Genomic DNA, 20,310 nt, shown 5'->3' on the forward strand with positions numbered 1-20,310 from the left:
GTTCAGCGGCCGAAACTCGCCAGTTTCGCCCGCAGCTGCAGCACCGACTTCGTGTGGATCTGGCTGACCCGGCTCTCGGTGACCCCGAGCACGTTGCCGATCTCGGCGAGCGTGAGTCCCTCGTAGTAGTAGAGGGTCACCACGGTCTTCTCGCGCTCCGGCAGCGTGTTGATGGCCCGCGCCAGAAAGCGTCGCAGCTCGCGGTCCTCGGCCACCTCCACCGGGTTGTCCGCGGCGGTGTCCTCCAGCGTGTCCATGACGCTCAGACCGTCGCCGCCCTCACCCCCGACGTGCAGCAGCTCCTCCAGCGCCACCACGTTGGCCAGCGACAACTGGCTGAAGACGGCGTGGAGTTCGTCCACCTCGATGCCCAGCTCGGCGGCCACCTCGCCCTCCGAGGGCGTCCTGCGCAACCGGGCCTCCAGCGTCGCGTACGCCCGCTCGACGTTGCGCGCCTTCTGCCGTACCGAGCGGGGGATCCAGTCCAGCGCGCGCAGCTCGTCGATCATCGCGCCCCGGATCCGGGTGATCGCGTACGTCTCGAACTTGATCTCCCGGTCGACGTCGAACTTGTCGATCGCGTCGATCAGCCCGAACACCCCGGAGGAGACGAAGTCGGCCTGTTCCACATTGGGCGGCAGACCGACGCTCACCCGTCCCGCCACGTACTTCACCAGCGGCGAGTAGTGCAGGATCAGCTGTTCCCGCAGCCGGTCGTCCCCCGTCGCCTTGTACGACCGCCACAGCTCGTCGAGTGTCGAGGGAGCGGGCGGCCGCACGCTGCCACCGTCGCGGGCGGCTGGGGGGATCGCCGCCCGGTCGGACCCGGAGGTGTGCTGGGGCATTCGTCGCCTTGTGCCGTTCTGCCGTGAAGTGCCAGGAAGTGCCGTGATGTGTCGCGAAGAGGGTGAGCGGAGGGTGAAGGACGCGGATGGGCGGGGTGTCGGTTCGGTGCCGGTTGGCGCGATCTGCGCCAGGGCTTTCGTGAGCGTAGCGTGACTGAGGAGTCGCGGTGTGCGAACCCTGAGGCGCCACCCCTGCGCGAACCCCCTGCACGGCGCGTCCCGCACGGCTCGGCGTATCGCTCTGCGTGACCGCCTGGAGGTGTCAACTCCGGGAATTCCCAAGGGCGTCGGGTGTTCCCCCGGACGGCCGAACACGCTCGGTCAGCGCGGACTCCGACCCGCGCGGACCGAGATCATCGCCTGGCGTGTCAACTTCCAGCCGTCGCCGTGTCGTTCGACGTACCCGAGTGCTCGGAGTTCGTACAGCCTCGCGACGGCTTCGTCCTCGGACGTCTGAGCGCCCCGTGCCACCTCTTCGGGTGATGCCGGCCGATCCCCCGGCAGTGCGGCGAGGACCCGCCGGGCACCCGGTTCCAGCAGGTCACGCGGGAGGACGGGACCGCGTCTGAGCGGTGCCAGCTCACCCATGTCGCCCACGAGTTCGACGACTTCCGCGGCGTCGGTGACTACGGTGGCCTCCCCTCTCAGCAACTCGTGCACCCCGGCCGAGAGGCCGCTGGTGGCGGGTCCGGGCACGCCCATGGTGAACCGGCCGAGCCGCTGTGCCGCTCGCGCGGTGACCAGCGAGCCACTGCGGTGGGCGGCCTCCACGACGACGGTCCCCCTGGTCAGCGCGGCGATGACCCGGTTGCGGAGTACGAACCTGCGTTGCGTCGGATGCTCGCCCGGCGGCAACTCGCCCACCACCAGGCCTTGTTCCGCGATCCGGCCGATCAACTCCGTGTGGCCGCGCGGGTAGGGCCGGTCGACCCCGCAGGCCAGCACCGCGACCGTGGCACCGCCGGCGCCGAGGGCACCGCGGTGGGCGGCGCCGTCCACGCCGTAGGCGCCGCCGGACACCACCACCCAGCCGCGTTCGGCGAGCCCCGCGGCGAGGGTGGCCGCCATGTGCGCGCCGTACTCGGTGCAGGCCCGCGCGCCGACCACGGCGACGGCCCGCAGCGCCCACAGCCGCAGACTGGGCCGCCCTCGCACCCACAGCCCGAGCGGACGGCCGTCCCCGAGGTCGTCGAGCTGGGTGGGCCATTCGGCGTCCCCCGGGGCGACGAAACGCACGCCGGCCCGCGCCGCCGCCCCGAGGTCCCGCTCCGGGTCGGCGTGCCCGGCTCTGGCGCGCAGGCCCGCCCAGCGTTTCTCGCCCACTCCGGGCAGCGCCGTCGCCCCGTCCGCCCGCAGCCGCCGGACCACCTCCCGGACCCCGTACTCCCGAAGCCACCGCCCGCCGGTCTCGTCGCCGGGTTCGATGACCCTGGTGAGCAGGATCCGGGAGAGCGGCCCGTCGTCGCTCATGGCGCGGTCCTCTCCAGGACCGCGCCGCGCCGGACGCCGGTGCGCAGTTCCAGGGCCAGGTTGACGTCGTTGACCGTGGGACGGTCGTGGCCTGCCAGGTCGGCCAGGGTCCAGGCGACCCGCAGCACCCGGTCCAGGCCGCGGGCGGTGAGCAGACCCCGGTCGAGATCCAGCTCGGCCTTGGCGAGCGCGCCGGGCTGTACCTGCCAGCGGGTGCGTAGTTCGTGGCCGGGCACCTCGCTGTTGGTGTGCCAGGGCAGACCGTCGTAGCGGTGGGCCGCCCGCTCCCGGGCCGCGCGGACCCGGTCGGCCACGGTCGCGGAGGACTCGGCGCCGGTGTGCAGCCGCAGCAGTTCCTCGCGGGCGACCGGTTCGACGGTGACCCTGAGGTCCACCCGGTCCAGCAGGGGGCCGGAGAGCCGGGCCCGGTACCGCCTGATCGAGGAGGGCCGGCACTCGCAGGTGTCGCCGGGGCTGCCGTACCGGCCGCAGGGGCAGGGATTGGCGGCCAGGACCATCAGGAACCTGGCCGGCATCCGCAGCATCCCGGCGGCCCGGGCGACCACGACGTGCCCGGACTCCAGGGGCTGGCGCAGGGCGTCCAGGACGCTGGCGTGGAACTCGGCCGCCTCGTCCAGGAAGAGCACGCCGTGGTGGGCCAGGGACACCGCCCCGGGCCGTGGCAGGCCGGTGCCGCCGCCGACCAGGGAGGCCATCGTGGCCGAGTGGTGCGGAGCGCAGTAGGGCGCCCTGTCCACGAGGGGCTGGCCCGGTGGCAGCATCCCGGCGACCGAGTGGACGGCGGTCACCTCCAGGGACTGCTGCCGGCTCAGTTCGGGCAGCAGTCCCGGCAGCCGCTCGGCGAGCATGGTCTTGCCCGCGCCCGGCGGACCCTTGAAGAAGACGTGGTGGCGTCCGGCCGCCGCCACCTCCAGCGCGGCCCTGGCCACCGGCTGCCCGGCGACATCGGCCAGGTCGGGGGCGTGGTCGCCGGTGGTCGTGCCGGTGCCGAGCCCCATGCCGGGAAGGGCCAGCCCCGCGAGGAAGGGGTCGGAGCGGATCTCGCCGGGCACGGGTTCCTCGTCGGGCACCGGTTCGTCGGTGAGGACCGCGATCAGCTGGCGCAGGCTGCGCACGCCGAGCACCGACACGCCGGGCACCAGCGAGGCCTCGGGTGCCGCGCTCTCGGGGACGACCACCTGCTCGTATCCGGCGTCGGCGGCGGCCAGTACGGCCGGCAGGATGCCGCGTACGGGGCGCACCCGCCCGTCCAGACCCAGTTCGCCGATCATCACGATCTCGGCGAGCACCCGGGGGTCGATCCGTTCGGCCGCGCCGAGCACGGCGGCGGCGACCGCCAGGTCGAAGCCGCTGCCGCTCTTCGGCACCGACGCCGGGCTCAGCCCCACCGTGAGCTTCTTCGAGGGCCAGGGGGCTCCCGAGTTGACCACCGCCGCCCGGACCCGGTCCTTGCTCTCCGTCAGGCTCTTGTCCGGCAGCCCCACGAGTGTGAAGGCCGCCACGCCGGGTTCCAGGTCTGCCTGGACCTCCACCACCACGCCCTCGACGCCCACCAGCGCCACCGAGCACGTCCGCGCGAACCCCATCTCACGCCACCCCCCGGACGTGCTGGACCACGGGGGCCCCGCGTCGCGGCAGGAGGACGCCGACCAGGTCGATGCGGACACCGCCCGGCGGCGCTCCTCCATGCGCGTGGATCCACTGCTCGGCCAGGGCCCGCAGGCGCTCCGCCTTGCGGGGGGTCACTGCGGCCATGGGGTGTTCGAAGGGTCCGGCCCGCCGGGTCTTGACCTCGCAGACCACCAGGACCTCACCGTCCCGTGCCACGATGTCGATCTCGCCCGTCCTGCCGCAGCGCCAGTTGCGCTCCAGGATCCTCAGACCGGCGTCCGTCAGCCGCCGCGCGGCCACCCTCTCGCCGTACCTGCCGAGTGCTCCGCGTGCCCGGTTCGTGTTCATGTCGGCACCACCTCCGGCGCCAACCGTCACGCGTCTCCGGCCCCGGAGTGGATCTTGGTGGACTACCCGGCGGTTGTGGACAACTCCGTCACCCGCACGAGTGAGGCCAGGCGTGCTCCGGGTCCGGCTCAGCCGCCCGGGAGTTCCAGATCGGTCTTGTTCAGCTCCTCGATGTTCACGTCCTTGAACGTCAACACACGAACCTGCTTCACGAAGCGGGCCGGCCGGTACATGTCCCAGACCCAGGCGTCCGCCATGGACACTTCGAAGAACACCTCACCCTGGACCGAGTGCACCTGCATCTCGTAGTCGTTGGTGAGGTAGAAGCGCCGCTCGGTCTCGATCACGTATTTGAACAGACCGACGACATCGCGGTACTCCCGGTAGAGCTTCAGCTCCATCTCGGTCTCGTACTTTTCGAGGTCCTCGGCGCTCATGGCATGTTCCCCTTCAGCCGTGCGATCCCACCATTGTGCGCCAGTACCGCGCGCCCCTAGACGATTTCCGTGTCGAGGGTGACGGGCCTGACGGGGGGACCTTCGTCGAGCAGCCTACGGAACAGCTCGGCGAGTCTGGTCGGATACACCGTCTCATGCGCCCGGGTCAGTTCCGGGCACGTCCACCAACGCGCTCCCACGACACTGCGCCGCTCCAGCTCGGTCAGGGCGGTGGCCCCGGGCATCCCCTCGGAAATATGCGTGGTCCGGGCCAGGTAGTACCACTCGTCCTGCTCCCAGCGCCGGCCGGCGAACGGGAAGGAGCACATCCGGCGCCACAGCAGCGGACCGAGTTCGACGTCCGTGATGCCGGTCTCCTCGGCGAGTTCCCGCAGCGCGGCCTGCTCACGGGTCTCGTCGCCCTCCAGTCCCCCGCCGGGCGTGAACCACCAGTCGTCGGCCGGGTCGTCCGGTTCGTGGCCGTGCAGGAGCAGGATGCGGTCGTCGGGGTCGAGCAGGACCACCCGGGCCACCTTGCGCGGGGCGCCCGGGGAACCCTCCGCGAGCGCCTCAGCGGCCACCGGCGGACTCCGTACGGCCACGGGCGCGGGAGCGGCCCACCAGGCCGGCGATCGGGCCGTACGCGCCGCCCGCGAGCACCAGCACGGCACCGGCGACGATCATGACCTCGATGGGGCGCACCGGGCCCGGCTGGGAGAGGGCGCCCAGGGTCTCGAATCCGGTCGGGCGCTTGAGCAGGCCCTTCATGGGCCACACCACGGAGTCCACGCGGGCGTGCACGGCGCTGCGGGCCACCGTGCCTTTCGCCGCGTCCGTGAGGTGGGCGGTGGAGTCCAGGGAGCCCTGGCGCTCGTCACCGAGGAGGAAGAGCCTGCCCTTGGGCACGGTGACGCTCGGGAAGCCCTGGAGCTCGGCCTGACTGCCGGCCGGCAGGTAGGGCTCGTCGATCTGCTTGCCGTTGACGGTCAGCTTGCCGTCCGTGCAGCAGGCGACGGTGTCGCCGCCGACCGCCACCACGCGCTTGACGACGTCCGCGTTGGAGACCCAGCTGGTGTCGCGGAAGACGACGACGTCCCCCCGGCGCACCTCGCTGCCGTCGATGCGCCGGCCGAGGACCCGGTCCCCGACGTCGATGGTCGGGGTCATGGAGCTGGTGGGCACGGTGTAGGGCCGGTAGACCACCGCGGCCCAGCCGAACCCGCCGAGGAAGAGCACGAGGCCCAGGGCGACGGCGATCCCGGACAGGCGGTTTCCGAGTCTGCTGCCGGCCTGCGCCGTACCGGTACCGGTGCCTCCGCTGCGCGGGGCCGTACGTATCGTGCTCTCGCCACTCATGAGGCCGCACCCTACCCGGCGGTACCGGGCGGGGGCAGTCCTTCTTCTCCGCCCCTGGTCACAAGCTCCCCAAGGGTTTCACACGGACCGGTCAGCGCTTGCCCGCGGCGGCCGGCCGCTGCCCGAACTTCGACCCGGTCCGCTCTCCCCGCCGGCGGCGCCACACCGCGATCGGCAGGACCGCCGCGACGGCCACGCCCTCCGGGGCCACCGAGAGGGAGGCCGCGGCGGACGACTGGGTGTTGATGCCGCTCTGGTCGAAGGTGTCCGGGATCGGCAGGGTGCCCCAGCGGTTGATCGGCCAGGCCTTGACGATGGCACGGCCGACGACGTCCTTGACCGGGACCATGCCGTGGTGGCTGTCGGACTGGTTGTACCGGGAGTCGCGGGAGTTCTGGCGGTGGTCGCCCATCACCCAGATGTAGCCCTTGGGCACCTTCACCGTGAACTGACCGCCCTGGTCGTCGACGCTGCACGGGGTGTTGCCCGGGTACACGTAGGGCTCGTTCAACGCATGGCCGTTGACCATGAGCGGGCCGCTGTTCTTGCAGGAGACGGTGTCGCCGCCGACGCCGATGACCCGCTTGATGAGGTCCTTCTCCTCGGCGGAGGGCATCAGGCCGATCCAGCTGAGGAACGTCTGGACGGCGTTCGGCTGGGGCGTGGGCTCGCCGGCCAGCCAGTCGTCCGGGTCGTGGAAGACCACGACCTCGCCACGGTCCGGCTCGGAGCCGAACCACGGGGTGAGCTTGTCGACCAGGACCCGGTCACCCTGCTGGAGGGTGTTCTGCATCGAGTCCGACGGGATCGAGAACGCCTGCACCAGGAACGTCTTGATCAGCAGCGCCAGCACCAGCGCGATGCCGATCAGGATCGGCAGCTCCTTCCAGAAGGAGCGGGGCTTCTTCGGTGCGGACGCCGCCGAGTCGCCCGCGTCCCTGTCCGTGTCCCCGCCGCCACCGCCGGGGTACGGGCCGCCCGCCGGACCGCCGCCCCCGGTCGGACCACCGTCATCGCCGGAGGTGGAACCACCGTCGACGGGGGGGACATTCTCCACGGGGCGCCCGCTGTGCTCCTCGCCGTCGTGTCCCGACCGTGCGCCAACCGCCACATCCCCCACGCCAACTCCTTACTCCGTGCCGCCGCCCGCGCCACACCCGGCGCAGGCCCACCACTCCCATAACGAGCGGGAGTTCCGCAGGGCTCGGGAGTTGGATGTATCCGTTCGGACCGTCGGAGGCAACCCTATGCGACAGCCGGGGACCCGCGGTCGACCCCGACACGGAGTTGGAAACGCTTGCGAAGGTTTTAGGTTCGTCGAGCGAGGCCCAGTGCCCGAACGGCCAGCCGATCCACTTGGCCCGGCCCACCACCAGGCTCACCGGGACGGTGCCGCCGTAGTCGGTGTCCTGGTGCGCCCGAGAGTCCGCCGAGTTGCCGCGGTGGTCGCCCATCACCCACAGCCGCCCCTGCGGCACGGTGATGTCGAACTCGGTGGCCGACGGGGCGTTCCCCGGATACAGGTAGTCACCCTCGGTGAGCGGCACGCCGTTGACGGTGACCCGTCCCTGCGCGTCGCAGCACTTGACACGGTCGCCGCCGACGCCGATGACCCGCTTGATGAGGTCCTTCTCGTTGGCGGAGGGCAGCAGGCCGATGAAGGTGAGCCCTTCCTTGACCTGCTTGACGCCGATCGGGTCGTTCGCCTTGGTGGTCTGCTCGTCGGCCAGCCAGCCGCCCGGGTCGTGGAAGACGACGACGTCACCGCGGTGCGGCTCGGAGCCGAACCAGGGGGTGAACTTGTCGACGAGCACCCGGTCGCCGATGCGGATCGTCTGTTCCATCGAACCGGAGGGGATCACGAAGGCCTGGACGAGGAAGGTCTTCAGCACCAGGGCTATCAGGACGGCCACGCCGACCAGCAGCGGTATCTCCCGCATCGCGCCGCGGCGGCGCTTGCGCTTGACCTTGCGCTGCAGCTTGCGCCGCTCCGCGCGGGACCGGCCCGAGGACGGGGCGGAGGAGCGCCGGAGCCCGGTGGGCAGGAGGTTCGCGGTGGCGTCCTCGGGCACGCCGCGCGGTTTGCCGCGGTTACCCATGGGCCGCTCCCGCCCCCTTCGGCTCCGGCTCCGCCGGGGCGCTCGACGGCACGCGCGCGTAGGCGGCGGGACGGGTGAGGCGGGTCCAGTGGGCGTACGGCCAGACGATCCAGTCGGCCCGGCCGATCACGTCCCCCACCGGGATCATGCCGCCGCCCGGTGAGCCCAGGTGGTCGCGGGAGTCGCTGGAGTCGCTGCGGTGGTCACCGAGGACGAAGAGCGTGCCGTTGGGGACCTCGACGTAGAAGGGCACGGTGGACGGGGTGTCCCCGGGATAGAGGAACGCGGTCTCGTCGACCGGCCGGCCGTTCACCTCGATCCTCCCTTCCTTGTCGCAGCAGACCACACGGTCCCCTCCCACACCGACAACGCGTTTGATGTAGTCGGCGTCCCCGAAGTATCCGGTGCCGTCGAACACGACGACATCGCCCCGGCGCGGCTCGGCACCGAAACGGTACGCCAACTTATTTACGAGAACCCGGTCCCCGATCCTCAATCCCTGTTCCATGGATCCGCTGGGAATCTGGAACGGTTGCGCCACGAACGCGTTGAGAACGAGCAAAAACGCCAGGCAGGTGAGGAGGGTCAGGGCGATCCGGCCGCCCGGCAGCCAGTCGGCGACCCGCGTCAGGAACGCGAAACGCGACCGGTCCTCCGTGGCCTCCGGTTCGGGGCTGGAGGAGCGGTCGCGCTCCGTCGGCTGTGCTTCGGTGTCCATCGCAGCCAGATGCTATCCGGCCCCGGTAAGACACCTTCTTGTCGGCTCGCTCGCCCACGGCTCGCGAGCGACGAGACGCGCGATCAGTTGTCGCGCTTCTCCTTGATCTTCGCGGCCTTGCCGCGCAGGTCGCGCAGGTAGTACAGCTTGGCGCGACGCACGTCACCGCGGGTGACGAGCTCGATCTTCTCGACGATCGGGGTGTGCACCGGGAAGGTGCGCTCGACGCCGACGGAGAAGGAGACCTTGCGGACCGTGAAGGTCTCGCGGACACCGCTGCCCTGGCGGCGGATCACAACGCCCTTGAACTGCTGCACACGGGAGCGGTTGCCCTCGATGACGCGGACGTGGACGTTGACGGTGTCACCCGGGCGGAAGGCCGGGACGTCGCTGCGCAGCGACGCGGAGTCGACGGTGTCGAGGAGGTGAGCCATTGTTCTTCTGCTTTCTTCGCCGATGCCACAGGTCATCGACGGGAACTAGAGGTTCTCGGAGATGGGCCGGGCCGTCGGGATGGGCGTCGTCTCCCCCTGTGGCAGGGGCGCACACCGGACGGTTCACGGCACAACAGCCGCCTATTCTTCCACGCCGGCGGCCCGGCGCCAAAATCGGCCGTGGGACGCCCCGTCCGGGTCGGGTGCCCAGCCCAGGATGGAGAGCATCTCGCGGTCCTTCTTGTCGAACGCCTTGGGGTCGCAGCGCTCGATCAGGTCGGGCCGGTGCGCGGTCGTGCGCTTCAGCGCCTCGTCGCGGCGCCAGCGGGCGATCTTCCCGTGGTGGCCGCTGAGCAGCACCTCCGGGATGTCGCGCCCCCGCCACTCGGGCGGCTTGGTGTAGACGGGGCCTTCCAGGAGGTTGGCCATGGCGCCGGGCGCGAAGGAGTCGTCCCGGTGCGACTCGGCGTTGCCGAGGACGCCGGGCAGCAGTCTGGCCACGGCCTCCGTGACGACGAGGACGGCGGCCTCGCCGCCGGCGAGCACGTAGTCGCCGATGGACACCTCGTGGACCGGCATCCGGGTGGCGTACTCGTCGATCACCCGGCGGTCGATGCCCTCGTAGCGGGCCGGCGTGAAGATCAGCCAGGGCTGCTCGGAGAGTTCGACCGCCAGGTCCTGGGTGAAGGGGCGGCCGCTGGGGGTGGGCACGATCAGGACGGGGCGGTGCGCGCCGGTCTCGTAGCCGTCGGCGAGGACGGTGTCGAGGGCGTCGCCCCAGGGCTCGGTCTTCATGACCATGCCGGGCCCGCCGCCGTACGGGGTGTCGTCGACCGTGTTGTGCCGGTCGTACGTCCAGCTGCGCAGGTCGTGCACACGCACGTCGAGCTGTCCGCGCGCGCGTGCCTTGCCGACGAGCGAGACGTTCAGGGGTTCGAGGTACTCGGGAAAGATCGTGACCACGTCGAGGCGCATCGCTTTACGACTCCTCCCGCGAGGAGGCGGTCTCGGCCCGGTCGTCGATCAGGCCGGGCGGAGGCGTGATGACCGCCTTCTGCTCCGCCAGGTCGATCTCGGCGACGATCTCCTCGACGAACGGGATCATCACCTCGCTGCCGTCGGGCCGCTCCACGATGAACAGGTCCTGGGAGGGCAGGTGCGAGATCTCGGTGATCCGGCCGACCTCGGTGCCGTCCGCGGTGACCACGTCCAGGTCGATGAGCTGGTGGTCGTAGTACTCGTCCTCGTCCTCGGGCAGCTCCTCCGGATCGATCTCGGCGATCAGGAGGGTGTTGCGCAGGGCCTCGGCGCCGGTGCGGTCCTCGACGCCCTCGAAGCGCAGCAGGAGACGGCCGCTGTGCACCCGGCCCGTGCCGATGGTGAGCGGTCCCACGCCGGCGGGATCGGTGGCGAGTACGGCGCCGGGCGCGAGCCTGAGCTCCGGCTCGTCGGTACGTACCTCGACGGTGACCTCGCCCTTGATGCCGTGGGCGCGGCCGATCCGCGCGACTACCAGCTGCACTGTGCCTGTTCTCCTGTCATACGACTACGGGCCGGGGACGGCCCAGTGGCCCTCCCCGGCCCGAGCCGGTTGCGATGAAGCGTCAGCGGACGTGGTCCACGTCGACGAGGTCGACGCGGACTCCGCGACCGCCGATGGCGCCCACGACGGTACGCAGGGCGCGAGCGGTACGGCCGTTGCGACCGATCACCTTGCCGAGGTCGTCGGGGTGCACCCGGACCTCCAGCACGCGCCCGCGGCGCAGGTTGCGCGAGGCGACCTGCACATCGTCGGGGTTGTCGACGATGCCCTTCACGAGGTGCTCAAGCGCCTCTTCGAGCATGCTGCTCAGGCCTCGGTCGACTCGGACTCAGCCGCGGCCTCGTCCTTCTTCTCAGCCTTCTTCTTCTGGGTGATCGCCTCACCCTTGCCCTCGTCGTCACCGCCGAGCGCCTCGAACGTCGGACGCGCGGCCTTCGGAGCGGCGACGAGCAGCGGCGCCGGGGCGGGCTCGCCCTTGAACTTCTGCCAGTCGCCGGTCTTCTTCAGGATGGCGAGCACGGGCTCGGTCGGCTGGGCGCCGACGCCGAGCCAGTAGGCGACGCGGTCGGCGTCGACCTCCATGACCGACGGGTTGTAGGTCGGGTGGTACTTGCCGATCTCCTCGATCGCACGGCCGTCACGGCGGGTGCGGGAGTCGGCGACGACGATGCGGTAGTGAGGCGAACGGATCTTGCCCAGACGCTTCAGCTTGATCTTGACTGCCACGGGAGTGGATTCTCCTGGATTTGACGTGTTTGGGCACGGCGAGACTGCCGCGTGGGGTTGCGGTACCCGAGTGCCCGATGGACGCGTCAGCCGGAGGAGAGAGGGGTCCTGTGCGGCTGTCGAGTACAGCTAGCCATTGTGCCACACCCTGGAGGGCGCTCCTGCCGACGGCGGGGTGAGGGGCTCTGGGCACGCCTCGGGCGCACCCGGCGCGGAGGTGTGATGCGTCGGGTGCGCTGCCGGCGGGAGAGCGGGGTGCGGTGACGAGGGCGGCTACGACTGCCACGAGCAGCCGTGTGCTCAGCTCGCCGCCGCTCCCACGACCTCCGGGATGCGGAACGGCTTGCCGCAGCCGCCGCACACGATGGGCGCCTGGGCCAGGACCGACGGCACCACGCGGACGTTGCGGCCGCAGTCGCACACCGCCTTGACCCGGACTCCGCCGCCGGACGAGCCGTGACGGGCGGCCGGACCGCGGAAGGTGCGGGAGGTGTCGGCGGAGGTCGCCACCGTGTGGGCCTTGAGGGCCCGCTGCAGCCTCTCGATGGTCGGCCGGTAGCGGCGCTTGGCCTCGGGGTTGAGCGTGACCAGCGAGAAGCCGCTGCTGGGGTGCGGCTCGTCGGGGTGGTCCAGGCCCAGCTCCTCGGCGATCGCGAGGAATCTGCGGTTGTGGTAGCGGCCGGCCCGGGAGGTGTCGCGCACCCCACGGGATGCGGCGATGCCGTGGACTGCCTCATGGAGCAGTCGTTCGAAGGAGAGTTCGTGACCGCACGCGGACGACGACTCTCCGATCAGGGACTCCGGCGCGGCGAGATCCGGCAGCTCGGGGTGGTACCGCTGAATGTCGGCCCACGCCTCTGCCAGCTCCGCGGCGAGAACAGGTGGTGTCTGTGTCGTGCTCACGTAATGAGAACGAGCGGGAGTGCCCCTGTGTTCCTATTCCGGGCCATCCCAAATAATTTGCACGTACCCGTCAGTTGGCACTGATGCGTGGAGACGAGTACGGGTGCGCTGATCTGCGGAGAAGCCGCACAGCTCATACCAAGCCGGTGCGTAGCCTGACGTACGACCCGACGCGTATCCCCGGCGTAGGGGCCGGGGCGGCCGTGCCCGGCGGATGCGCAAGAGACCTTTCGGCCGCTCTGGTGGCCGAGGTCGTCATCCTGGTCAGCGCCCGGGGCGGCCCAGACGTTACCCGGCGCCCGCCGTCACCCCGCACCGGCCCCGCTCCGGCGGCCGGGCACCGTGCGGCACCGAGCCGGGCGACCATGGCCAAAACCGCCGTCCAGAGGTCCGATGGTAGAGCCACACGTTGCCGGGATGTGAAATCTCGCCACTGTCATAGTCCATGCACAAGCGGTGACCCGCACCCTCTGGACGCCACCGCGAGCCCGGAGTTACCTGGCATACGTGGGAAGTGCGAGCGCACGGCACGGGGGCCACGGAATCGGTCAGTGCGTAACTCTCGGCGGATTGGGGCGCTTACCTATGACACCTACGCTCGTGCGGCATCACCCGTCTCACGCGGACTCCGCACCCCGCGTGAACCTGGGCGCACGCGCGCGTGACTGGTCCGAGATCCAGGAGCGGATGCTGGTGCCGCTCTACGAGACCGTCCACGAGCGACTCGAAGTGGGTCCCGCCACCCGGCTGCTCGGTCTGCGCTGCGGCTCGGGTCTGGCCCTGCTGCTGGCGGCGGCCAGAGGCGCCTCGGTGACCGGTGTCGACTCCTCCCCCGAACGCCTCGCCCTCGCACGCGAGCGCCTGCTGCCCGAGTCGGTCCGCGGGCCACGCGCGCGGGGCGCCGGCCCCCGGATCGTCATGGGCGGCCCGGCGGACGCGGCGGACCCGCAGGCCGCCGCGTACGACGTGATCACCGCGTTCGACCCGATCGGCTGCCTGGCCGGCGACGCCGGAGGGCTCGGCGGACTGCTCACCGAGGCGACGCCCCTGGCGGCGCACGGGGCGGCGGTGGTGCTGGTCGGCTGGGGTCCGCCGGAGCGCTGCGCGACCTCGTCCGTGCTGCGGGTGGCCGCGAAGCTGGCGGAGCCGCTGCACGGCGCGGGAGGCTGGCGGCCGGCCTGCCGCGACGACCTGGAGGAGGTCGCCCAGCGGGCCGGACTGCGGATCGACGGATCCGGCCGGGTCTCCTGCCCGTTCGGGTACGCCGACGTGGACAGTGCCGTACGCGGACTGCTGGCGACCGGACTGTTCGACGCGGCGATCGCGGCGAGCGACCTGGAGCAGGTCGAGAAGGAGATGACCGAGGCGCTGCATCCGCACCGGCGTCCGGACGGGACGGTGTGGATGCCGAACGTCTTCCGGTACCTGATCGCTCGCGTGCGCTGACGCCGGTTCGCTCCGCTGGGTGCGCCGTCATCGGCTGTGACCCGTCCGCGGCGCCGTGGGGGCTGGTCGCGCAGTTCCTCCCCCAGCCTCCGGCCGGGGGCACCCCCAGCGCTCCTACGGGGCGCTCAAGACCGGGGCGCGCGAACCGGGGCGCTCAAGACCGAGGCGGTCAGGTCTCCTCGGGGTTCTTGGTGAGGCGGGTGATGCCGGCGATGCGGTATGCGTCCGCCTCCTCCAGTGTCTCGCGTTCCAGCAGGGCCGCGGCCAGCGCGTCCAGCTGGTCGCGGTGGTCGCGGAGTTTGCGGCGGGCCTCCTCGTAGCACTCGTCGACGATCCGGCGCATCTCGGTGTCGATCGCGTCGAGGGTCTGGGGCGCGGCGGCGAGCCCGTAGGCCTGCTGGGCGTCGTTCGGGAGCGCGGAGAGGCGGCCGACCTCCTCGCTCATGCCCCAGCGGGAGACCATCCCGCGCGCGATGTTGGTGACCTGCTCCAGGTCGCTCTCCGAACCGGTGGTGATCACGTCGTAGACGACCTGCTCGGCGGCCATTCCGCCGAGCGCGCCGATGATCCGGCCGCGCAGGTACTCCTCGGTGTACGCGTACTTGTCCGCGTCCGGGGTGGACAGGGTGACGCCGAGGGCGCGGCCGCGCGGCACGATGGTGATCTTGCGGACCGGGTCGGCGCCGGGCTGGAGCATGCCGAGCAGGGCGTGCCCGCTCTCGTGGTAGGCGGTGCGCCTGCGCTCCTCCTCGGGCATCACCAGCGGCCGTTCGGCACCCAGCTGGACCTTCTCCAGCGCCTCCGAGAGGTCGGACTGGGTCACGTTGTCCTGCTGGCGCTTGACGGCGAGCAGGGCGGCCTCGTTGGCGAGGTTGGCCAGTTCTGCGCCGGTCATGCCCGGGGTGGTGCGGGCGACCTGGGCGAGGTCGACGCCCGGGGCGAGCGGGATCTCGCGGGTGTGGATCCGCAGGATGGCCTCGCGGCCGGTGCGGTCGGGAGGTGACACCTGGACCACCCGGTCGAAGCGGCCCGGCCGGGTGAGCGCCGGGTCGAGGATGTCGGCGCGGTTGGTGGCCGCGATGACGATGACGCCCTCGGAGCCGGAGAAGCCGTCCATCTCGGTGAGGATCTGGTTGAGGGTCTGCTCGCGCTCGTCGTGGCCGCCCACCGAGGCACCGCCGCCGCGGGCCCGGCCGATGGTGTCGATCTCGTCGATGAAGATGATGGAGGGGGCGACCTTGCGGGCCTCGGCGAACAGTTCACGGACCCGGGAGGCGCCGACGCCGACGATCATCTCGATGAACTCCGAGGCCGAGGCCGAGAAGAACGGCACCCCCGCCTCACCGGCGACGGCCCGCGCGAGCAGTGTCTTGCCGGTGCCGGGCGGGCCCGCCAGCAGCACACCGCGCGGCATCTTTGCGCCCATCCTGCGGTAGGCGTCGGGGTTCTTCAGGAAGTCGACGACGTCGTTCAGCTCGCCCTCGACCTCGTCGATGCCGGCCACGTCCTCGAAGGTGGTCCGCTGCTGCCCGGGCTCCAGTTCGACCGGCTTGGGCGGCGCCTTGCGGCCCAGCATGCCGCCCGGACCGCCGAGCCCCGCGCTCATCCGGCGCGCGATGAAGACCCACACCGCCACGAGGATGATGATCGGCGCGAGTGAGATCAGCAGGTTGGCGAGGAAGCTGCGGTGCTGGACGACCGGTTCGGCGGTGACCGTGACGTCGTGCTTGGTCAGGTTCGCCCACAGACCGTCGTCGGCGAAGGAGGGCCGCTCGGTGTTGAACTTGGTGTAGTTCCCGCCGCCCTCCGGGTTCTTCCGCTCCTTCTTGAGCTGCCCCTGGATCGAGTCGCCCTTGGCGTAGATCTTGGCGACGTTGCCGTCGTTCACCTGTTTGCTGAACTCGGTGTACGAGATCGTCGGCTCGTCGGCCTCGTCGAAGTAGGACAGCACCAGGTTGGCGAGCAGGTAGACCACCAGGGCGGTCATGATCAGCCGCCACCAGCCGCCGCGCATCCGCCGGCCGCCCGGCGACTGCTGCGGCTCCTCGGGAGCACCCTCGGTACGCCAGGGCTGGTCGGGCGACTTGCGCGGCGGCGCGGGGTTGGTCATATGCGGAAGGTACGACACCGACCAACCCCTGGCACGCGCACAGGTGAAATCAGCCCATGAACCTCAGCGTGGACTTCCGCCCGTGGACTTCGGCTCAGGAACTCCGGCTCATGGCCGTCAGCCCATGAACTTCTTGAACTCGTCCGGCAGCTCGAAGTCCTGCGCGCCCTGCTGCGGCACTCCGAAGGCGTTGCCGCCCTGGGCGGCCGCCTCGCGGCGCTGGGCCTCCTCGAGCTCCTGCTGCTTGCGCTTCATCGGGTTGCCGGAGCGCTGCTTGCCCTTGGCCTGCTTCGGCTGCTTCTTGGTACGGCCGGGGCCGCCGCCCATGCCCGGGATCCCCGGCATGCCGGGCATGCCGCCGCCCTGGGCCATGCGGGACATCATCTTGCGGGCCTCGAAGAACCGCTCGACCAGTCCCTTGACCGCGCTGACCTCGACACCGGAGCCCTTGGCGATGCGGGCGCGGCGGGAGCCGTTGATGATGGTGGGGTCCTGGCGCTCGCCCGGGGTCATCGACTTGATGATCGCGGCGGTGCGGTCGACGTCCCGCTCGTCCAGGTTGTTGATCTGGTCCTTGATCTGGCCCATGCCGGGCAGCATGCCGAGCAGCTTGCTGATGCTGCCCATCTTCCTGACCTGCTCCATCTGGGCCAGGAAGTCGTCCAGGGTGAAGTCCTGGCCCTTCTTGGACGCCAGCTTGGAGGCCATCTTCTCGGCCTCTTCCTGGCTGAACGTCTTCTCCGCCTGCTCGATCAGGGTGAGCAGGTCACCCATGTCGAGGATGCGGGAAGCCATCCGGTCCGGGTGGAAGGCGTCGAAGTCGTCGAGCTTCTCGCCGTTCGAGGCGAACATGATCGGCTTGCCGGTGACCTGGCGGATGGAGAGCGCGGCACCACCGCGGGCGTCACCGTCGAGCTTGGACAGGACCACGCCGTCGAAGCCGACGCCGTCGCGGAAGGCCTCGGCGGTGGTGACGGCGTCCTGGCCGATCATCGCGTCGACGACGAAGAGGATCTCGTCGGGGCTGACCGCGTCCCGGATGTCCGCGGCCTGCCGCATCAGCTCCTGGTCGATGCCCAGGCGGCCGGCGGTGTCCACGATCACGATGTCGTGGACCTTCTGCTTGGCGAACTCGATGGAGTCCTTGGCGACCTTGACCGGGTCGCCGACGCCGTTGCCCGGCTCGGGCGCGTAGACGGCCACACCGGCGCGCTCGGCGACGACGCTGAGCTGGTTGACGGCGTTGGGCCGCTGGAGGTCGGCGGCGACCAGGAGCGGGGAGTGGCCCTGCCCCTTGAGCCAGTGGCCGAGCTTTCCGGCGAGGGTGGTCTTACCGGCACCCTGGAGACCGGCGAGCATGATCACGGTGGGCGGCTGCTTGGCGAACCGCAGCCGCCGGGTCTCGCCGCCGAGGATGGTGACCAGCTCGTCGTTGACGATCTTGAGGACCTGCTGGGCCGGGTTCAGGGCCTTGGAGACCTCGGAGCCGAGGGCCCGTTCCTTGACGTTCTTGATGAACGTGCGGACGACCGGAAGGGCCACGTCGGCTTCGAGGAGCGCGATGCGGATCTCCCGCGCCGTGGCGTCGATGTCCGCTTCGCTCAGACGTCCTTTGCCGCGCAGGTTCTTGAAGGTCGCTGAAAGGCGGTCGGAGAGAGTGTCGAACACGGCGGCGTCGGTCCTCGGAGTCGGGGGCGGTGAGCGTCTTCCAGGATATCCGGCCGCGCAAGGAAGTGGTCCCCGCCTTGCGCAACCGTCCGGTCAGGCCCTCAGCGCCTCCTCCAGCTTGCGCACCACGGCGGCGGCCTCCGCGGCGGGCAGCGGCGCGTGGTCGGCGCCGGTCACGTAGAAGGCGTCGACGGCATTCGAGCCGAGGGTGCTGACATGCGCGCTGCGCACCCGCACCGCGGCCTCCTCGAGCGCCCGCCCGATCCGGAACAGCAGTCCGGGTGCGTCCTGGGTCCTCACCTCGATCACCGTGGCGTGCCGGGAGGCCGCCGAGGCCACCGTCACGCGCGGCGGCGGGGCCACCCAGCCCCGGCGCCTCGGGTAGGCGGCGTCCCGCTCGGCGAGGCGTCCGGCGATGTCCAGGGAGCCGTCCAGGGCCCGGACCAGGTCGGCGCGGAGCCGGGCCGCCTGCGGCAGGGAGCCGTATTCGGCGGCGACGCGCCAGTTCAGGAGCAGGACGGTGCCGTCGTCGTCGACGTCGTCCGGGAGCCGCAGGGAGCGCAGCTCGGCGGTGCGGACGGTGAGGCGGTGCATGGCGAGCACGCCGGACACGGCCGGGAGGACGCCCGGCTGGTCGGGGACGGCGATGAGCAGTTCCACGCCGAGTGGTTCGGGGGCGCCGGACGGCTCCTCGTCGCCGGCCGCCGGTTCGGTCTGGGCGCGCAGGGCCAGCACCGGGCCGCGGGTGCGGAAGGCCTCGATGGCCAGCCGCTCCTGCTCGGCGGTGGGCGCGCCCGGCTCGGGCTCGTCCGCGGTGTCCCCGGCGAGGACCGCGGAGACCCGCTTGACCAGGTCGGCGACGAGCGAGCCGCGCCAGGAGGACCAGGCGGCCGGGCCGGTGGCCAGTGCGTCGGCCTCGGTGAGGGCGTGCAGGAGTTCCAGGGTGCCCTGGCCGCCGACCGCGTCGGCGACCAGCCTGACGGTGGCCGGGTCGTCCAGGTCGCGCCGGGTGGCGGTCTCGATGAGCAGCAGGTGGTGCCGTACGAGCGTGGACAGGACCGCCGCGTCGGCGTGGTCGAATCCGATCCTGGCCGCCACGTCCTTGGCGATGATCTCGCCGGCCACCGAGTGGTCGCCGGGCCAGCCCTTGCCGATGTCGTGCAGCAGCGCGGCGACCAGGAGCAGGTCGGGGCGGTGGACGCGGCGGGTGAACTCGGAGGCGCGGACGGCGGTCTCGATGAGGTGGCGGTCCACGGTCCAGATGTGCACGGCGTTGCGCTGGGGGCGGCAGCGCACCCGCTCCCAGTCGGGCAGCAGGCGGCTGATCAGGCCTTCCGCCTCCAGCGCCTCCCAGACGTCCACGGTGGGGCGGCCGGAGCCGAGGAGGGTGACCAGCTGTTCGCGCGCCTCGGCGGGCCAGGGGGTGAGCAGGGGGCGGGTGGTGGCGGCCAGGTGCCGTACGGCGTGCAGGGAGAGCGGGAGGCCGGCCTGGGCGGCGGCGGCCGCGGCGCGCAGGGGCAGCACGGGGTCGCGTTCGGGGCGGGCGGCCCGGGCGAGGACCACCTCGCCGTCCTGCTCCACCACCCCTTCGGCGAGCGGGGAGCGTTCGGCGACCGGCTTGCCGCCGCCCAGCATGGCCCGCAGCCGGGGCCGTACGGCGCGCGAGCGCAGCACGCGCCCCACTTCGCGCCAGGTGACGTCACTGGCGTACGAGATGACCCGGGCGGACTCGTAGACCTGGCGCAGGAGCGTGTCGGCGTCGAGGAGGTCCAGTTCGGCGGCGACCTGGTCCTGTTCCTGGAGCGCGAGGCGGTCGGTGGCGCGTCCCGTCGCCAGGTGCAGGGCGTCCCGGACGTCCAGCAGGCTCCGGCGGGCGTCGGCGAGGCCCTCGCGCGGGGCGTCGGCCAGCCAGGACGCGGCGACGGCACGCAGCGCGGTGGCGTCCCGCAGGCCGCCGCGGGCCTCCTTCAGGTCGGGTTCCAGCAGGTACTGCAGCTCGCCCTGGCGTTCGGCGCGCTCGACGCAGAGTTCCTGGAGTTCGGGGAGGCGTTTGGGTGCCTGGTTGCGCCAGTCGGCGAGGATCGCGGTGCGCAGGCCGCTGGTCAGGCCCAGGTCGCCGGCGATGTGGCGGGCGTCCAGCAGGCCGAGCTGGACCTTGAGGTCGTCGCCCGCGGTCTTGCGGGCCTCGGCGGAGGTGCGCACGGAGTGGTCGAGGGCCAGCCCGAGGTCCCAGACGGGGTACCAGAGGCGGTCGGCGACGGCGGCCACGGTGCCGGAGTCGGCGCCGTCGTGCAGCAGCAGGAGGTCGAGGTCGCTGCGCGGGGAGAGTTCACCGCGGCCGTAGCCGCCGACGGCCACCAGGGAGACTCCCCCGGCGACGCCCTCGGTGGCCGCGGCGAACAGGCCGGTCAGCCAGTCGTCGGTGAGTTCCGCGAGGGCGGTACGGCGCGGCGGCCCGGACCGCGCCTCCTCGGTGAGGAGGCGCAGCCGGGCCGCCGCGTAGCCGCTGGGTCCCGTGTCCTCTGCGTCGTTCCGCACGTCCGTACCCGTCACCCAGCGACTCCTGCCTGTACTC

Annotated in this window: 20 protein-coding genes; 1 reads left to right on the top strand and 19 read right to left on the bottom strand. The window is 71.5% G+C overall.

Annotated features, from left to right (window positions below; translation table 11 throughout):
• Positions 1–2 precede the first annotated feature (2 nt).
• From whiG to ACFY3I_RS30000, 16 genes are all read right to left on the bottom strand, one after another.
• On the bottom strand, positions 3–845 hold the full coding sequence (gene whiG, locus ACFY3I_RS29925) for an RNA polymerase sigma factor WhiG (RefSeq protein ID WP_365289368.1): 843 nt from the start codon (positions 843–845) through the stop codon (positions 3–5).
• A gap of 321 nt (positions 846–1,166) precedes the next feature.
• Positions 1,167–2,315 (bottom strand): DNA-processing protein DprA, encoded by a 1,149-nt coding sequence (dprA, locus tag ACFY3I_RS29930; RefSeq protein ID WP_390864207.1) that lies wholly within the window; start codon positions 2,313–2,315, stop codon positions 1,167–1,169.
• A complete protein-coding gene (locus ACFY3I_RS29935) occupies positions 2,312–3,922 on the bottom strand; it encodes a YifB family Mg chelatase-like AAA ATPase (protein ID WP_390864209.1) in 1,611 nt (536 codons plus the stop codon). Before ACFY3I_RS29935 ends, dprA begins: the two co-directional genes overlap by 4 nt.
• A 1-nt stretch (position 3,923) precedes the next feature.
• On the bottom strand, positions 3,924–4,295 hold the full coding sequence (locus tag ACFY3I_RS29940) for a YraN family protein (RefSeq protein ID WP_390864211.1): 372 nt from the start codon (positions 4,293–4,295) through the stop codon (positions 3,924–3,926).
• Between the two features lie 128 nt (positions 4,296–4,423).
• Entirely contained in the window at positions 4,424–4,732 is a 309-nt protein-coding gene (locus tag ACFY3I_RS29945; RefSeq protein WP_008745401.1) for a DUF2469 domain-containing protein, read from the bottom strand.
• A 56-nt stretch (positions 4,733–4,788) separates the two neighbouring features.
• Complete coding sequence (locus ACFY3I_RS29950; protein ID WP_390864213.1) at positions 4,789–5,313, bottom strand: NUDIX hydrolase; 525 nt, start codon at positions 5,311–5,313, stop codon at positions 4,789–4,791.
• On the bottom strand, positions 5,303–6,088 hold the full coding sequence (gene lepB / locus ACFY3I_RS29955; RefSeq protein WP_390864214.1) for a signal peptidase I: 786 nt from the start codon (positions 6,086–6,088) through the stop codon (positions 5,303–5,305). The genes ACFY3I_RS29950 and lepB (ACFY3I_RS29955) overlap by 11 nt, the downstream gene beginning before the upstream one ends.
• A 91-nt stretch (positions 6,089–6,179) precedes the next feature.
• Positions 6,180–7,208: a signal peptidase I gene (gene lepB, locus ACFY3I_RS29960; RefSeq protein WP_390864215.1), complete on the bottom strand. Its 1,029-nt coding sequence runs from the start codon at positions 7,206–7,208 to the stop codon at positions 6,180–6,182.
• On the bottom strand, positions 7,099–8,187 hold the full coding sequence (lepB, locus tag ACFY3I_RS29965; RefSeq protein ID WP_365289375.1) for a signal peptidase I: 1,089 nt from the start codon (positions 8,185–8,187) through the stop codon (positions 7,099–7,101). Before lepB (ACFY3I_RS29965) ends, lepB (ACFY3I_RS29960) begins: the two co-directional genes overlap by 110 nt.
• Positions 8,180–8,905 carry a signal peptidase I gene (gene lepB, locus ACFY3I_RS29970; protein ID WP_390864217.1) on the bottom strand — a complete coding sequence of 242 codons (726 nt, stop codon included), beginning with the start codon at positions 8,903–8,905 and terminating at the stop codon, positions 8,180–8,182. The genes lepB (ACFY3I_RS29965) and lepB (ACFY3I_RS29970) overlap by 8 nt, the downstream gene beginning before the upstream one ends.
• 83 nt (positions 8,906–8,988) lie before the next feature.
• On the bottom strand, positions 8,989–9,339 hold the full coding sequence (gene rplS, locus ACFY3I_RS29975) for a 50S ribosomal protein L19 (protein WP_362718966.1): 351 nt from the start codon (positions 9,337–9,339) through the stop codon (positions 8,989–8,991).
• Between the two features lie 141 nt (positions 9,340–9,480).
• Positions 9,481–10,314 carry a tRNA (guanosine(37)-N1)-methyltransferase TrmD gene (gene trmD, locus ACFY3I_RS29980; protein ID WP_390864219.1) on the bottom strand — a complete coding sequence of 278 codons (834 nt, stop codon included), beginning with the start codon at positions 10,312–10,314 and terminating at the stop codon, positions 9,481–9,483.
• A 4-nt stretch (positions 10,315–10,318) separates the two neighbouring features.
• Complete coding sequence (gene rimM, locus ACFY3I_RS29985) at positions 10,319–10,861, bottom strand: ribosome maturation factor RimM (RefSeq protein WP_365289378.1); 543 nt, start codon at positions 10,859–10,861, stop codon at positions 10,319–10,321.
• Between the two features lie 82 nt (positions 10,862–10,943).
• Positions 10,944–11,183: an RNA-binding protein gene (locus ACFY3I_RS29990; protein WP_003973401.1), complete on the bottom strand. Its 240-nt coding sequence runs from the start codon at positions 11,181–11,183 to the stop codon at positions 10,944–10,946.
• A gap of 5 nt (positions 11,184–11,188) precedes the next feature.
• Positions 11,189–11,608 carry a 30S ribosomal protein S16 gene (gene rpsP / locus ACFY3I_RS29995; protein ID WP_360484878.1) on the bottom strand — a complete coding sequence of 140 codons (420 nt, stop codon included), beginning with the start codon at positions 11,606–11,608 and terminating at the stop codon, positions 11,189–11,191.
• A 300-nt stretch (positions 11,609–11,908) separates the two neighbouring features.
• The gene (locus ACFY3I_RS30000; protein WP_358921381.1) at positions 11,909–12,511 is read right to left on the bottom strand and encodes a hypothetical protein; all 603 of its coding nucleotides are present in this window, start codon (positions 12,509–12,511) and stop codon (positions 11,909–11,911) included.
• Positions 12,512–13,096: 585 nt separating this feature from the next.
• Here ACFY3I_RS30000 and ACFY3I_RS30005 point away from each other — a divergent pair.
• A complete protein-coding gene (locus tag ACFY3I_RS30005) occupies positions 13,097–13,957 on the top strand; it encodes an SAM-dependent methyltransferase (RefSeq protein WP_390864221.1) in 861 nt (286 codons plus the stop codon).
• Between the two features lie 169 nt (positions 13,958–14,126).
• Here the strand turns inward: ACFY3I_RS30005 and ftsH are convergent, their stop codons facing one another.
• The 3 genes from ftsH to ACFY3I_RS30020 all read right to left on the bottom strand — a co-directional run bounded on the left by ftsH (position 14,127) and on the right by ACFY3I_RS30020 (position 20,288).
• Positions 14,127–16,067, bottom strand: coding sequence for an ATP-dependent zinc metalloprotease FtsH (gene ftsH / locus ACFY3I_RS30010; RefSeq protein WP_390864223.1), 1,941 nt, complete (start codon positions 16,065–16,067; stop codon positions 14,127–14,129).
• A 117-nt stretch (positions 16,068–16,184) separates the two neighbouring features.
• Positions 16,185–17,735 carry a signal recognition particle protein gene (gene ffh, locus ACFY3I_RS30015; protein ID WP_365289381.1) on the bottom strand — a complete coding sequence of 517 codons (1,551 nt, stop codon included), beginning with the start codon at positions 17,733–17,735 and terminating at the stop codon, positions 16,185–16,187.
• A gap of 93 nt (positions 17,736–17,828) precedes the next feature.
• Positions 17,829–20,288: a [protein-PII] uridylyltransferase gene (locus tag ACFY3I_RS30020; RefSeq protein ID WP_390864225.1), complete on the bottom strand. Its 2,460-nt coding sequence runs from the start codon at positions 20,286–20,288 to the stop codon at positions 17,829–17,831.
• Positions 20,289–20,310 lie beyond the last annotated feature (22 nt).

This window comes from Streptomyces sp. NPDC001068 (genome assembly GCF_042897315.1).
GTDB lineage: Bacteria > Actinomycetota > Actinomycetes > Streptomycetales > Streptomycetaceae > Streptomyces.

Bases quoted from the DNA above. Each gene is read 5' to 3' on its own strand.
- lepB (WP_365289375.1), bottom strand. From the start codon at position 8,187: ATGGGTAACCGCGGCAAACCGCGCGGCGTGCCCGAGGACGCCACCGCG.
- ACFY3I_RS29935 (WP_390864209.1), bottom strand. From the start codon at position 3,922: ATGGGGTTCGCGCGGACGTGCTCGGTGGCGCTGGTGGGCGTCGAGGGC.
- trmD (WP_390864219.1), bottom strand. From the start codon at position 10,314: ATGCGCCTCGACGTGGTCACGATCTTTCCCGAGTACCTCGAACCCCTG.
- lepB (WP_390864217.1), bottom strand. From the start codon at position 8,905: ATGGACACCGAAGCACAGCCGACGGAGCGCGACCGCTCCTCCAGCCCC.
- rplS (WP_362718966.1), bottom strand. From the start codon at position 9,339: ATGGCTCACCTCCTCGACACCGTCGACTCCGCGTCGCTGCGCAGCGAC.
- ftsH (WP_390864223.1), bottom strand. From the start codon at position 16,067: ATGACCAACCCCGCGCCGCCGCGCAAGTCGCCCGACCAGCCCTGGCGT.
- ACFY3I_RS29945 (WP_008745401.1), bottom strand. From the start codon at position 4,732: ATGAGCGCCGAGGACCTCGAAAAGTACGAGACCGAGATGGAGCTGAAG.
- ACFY3I_RS29990 (WP_003973401.1), bottom strand. From the start codon at position 11,183: ATGCTCGAAGAGGCGCTTGAGCACCTCGTGAAGGGCATCGTCGACAAC.
- dprA (WP_390864207.1), bottom strand. From the start codon at position 2,315: ATGAGCGACGACGGGCCGCTCTCCCGGATCCTGCTCACCAGGGTCATC.
- whiG (WP_365289368.1), bottom strand. From the start codon at position 845: ATGCCCCAGCACACCTCCGGGTCCGACCGGGCGGCGATCCCCCCAGCC.
- ACFY3I_RS30005 (WP_390864221.1), top strand. From the start codon at position 13,097: ATGACACCTACGCTCGTGCGGCATCACCCGTCTCACGCGGACTCCGCA.
- ACFY3I_RS29940 (WP_390864211.1), bottom strand. From the start codon at position 4,295: ATGAACACGAACCGGGCACGCGGAGCACTCGGCAGGTACGGCGAGAGG.
- lepB (WP_390864214.1), bottom strand. From the start codon at position 6,088: ATGAGTGGCGAGAGCACGATACGTACGGCCCCGCGCAGCGGAGGCACC.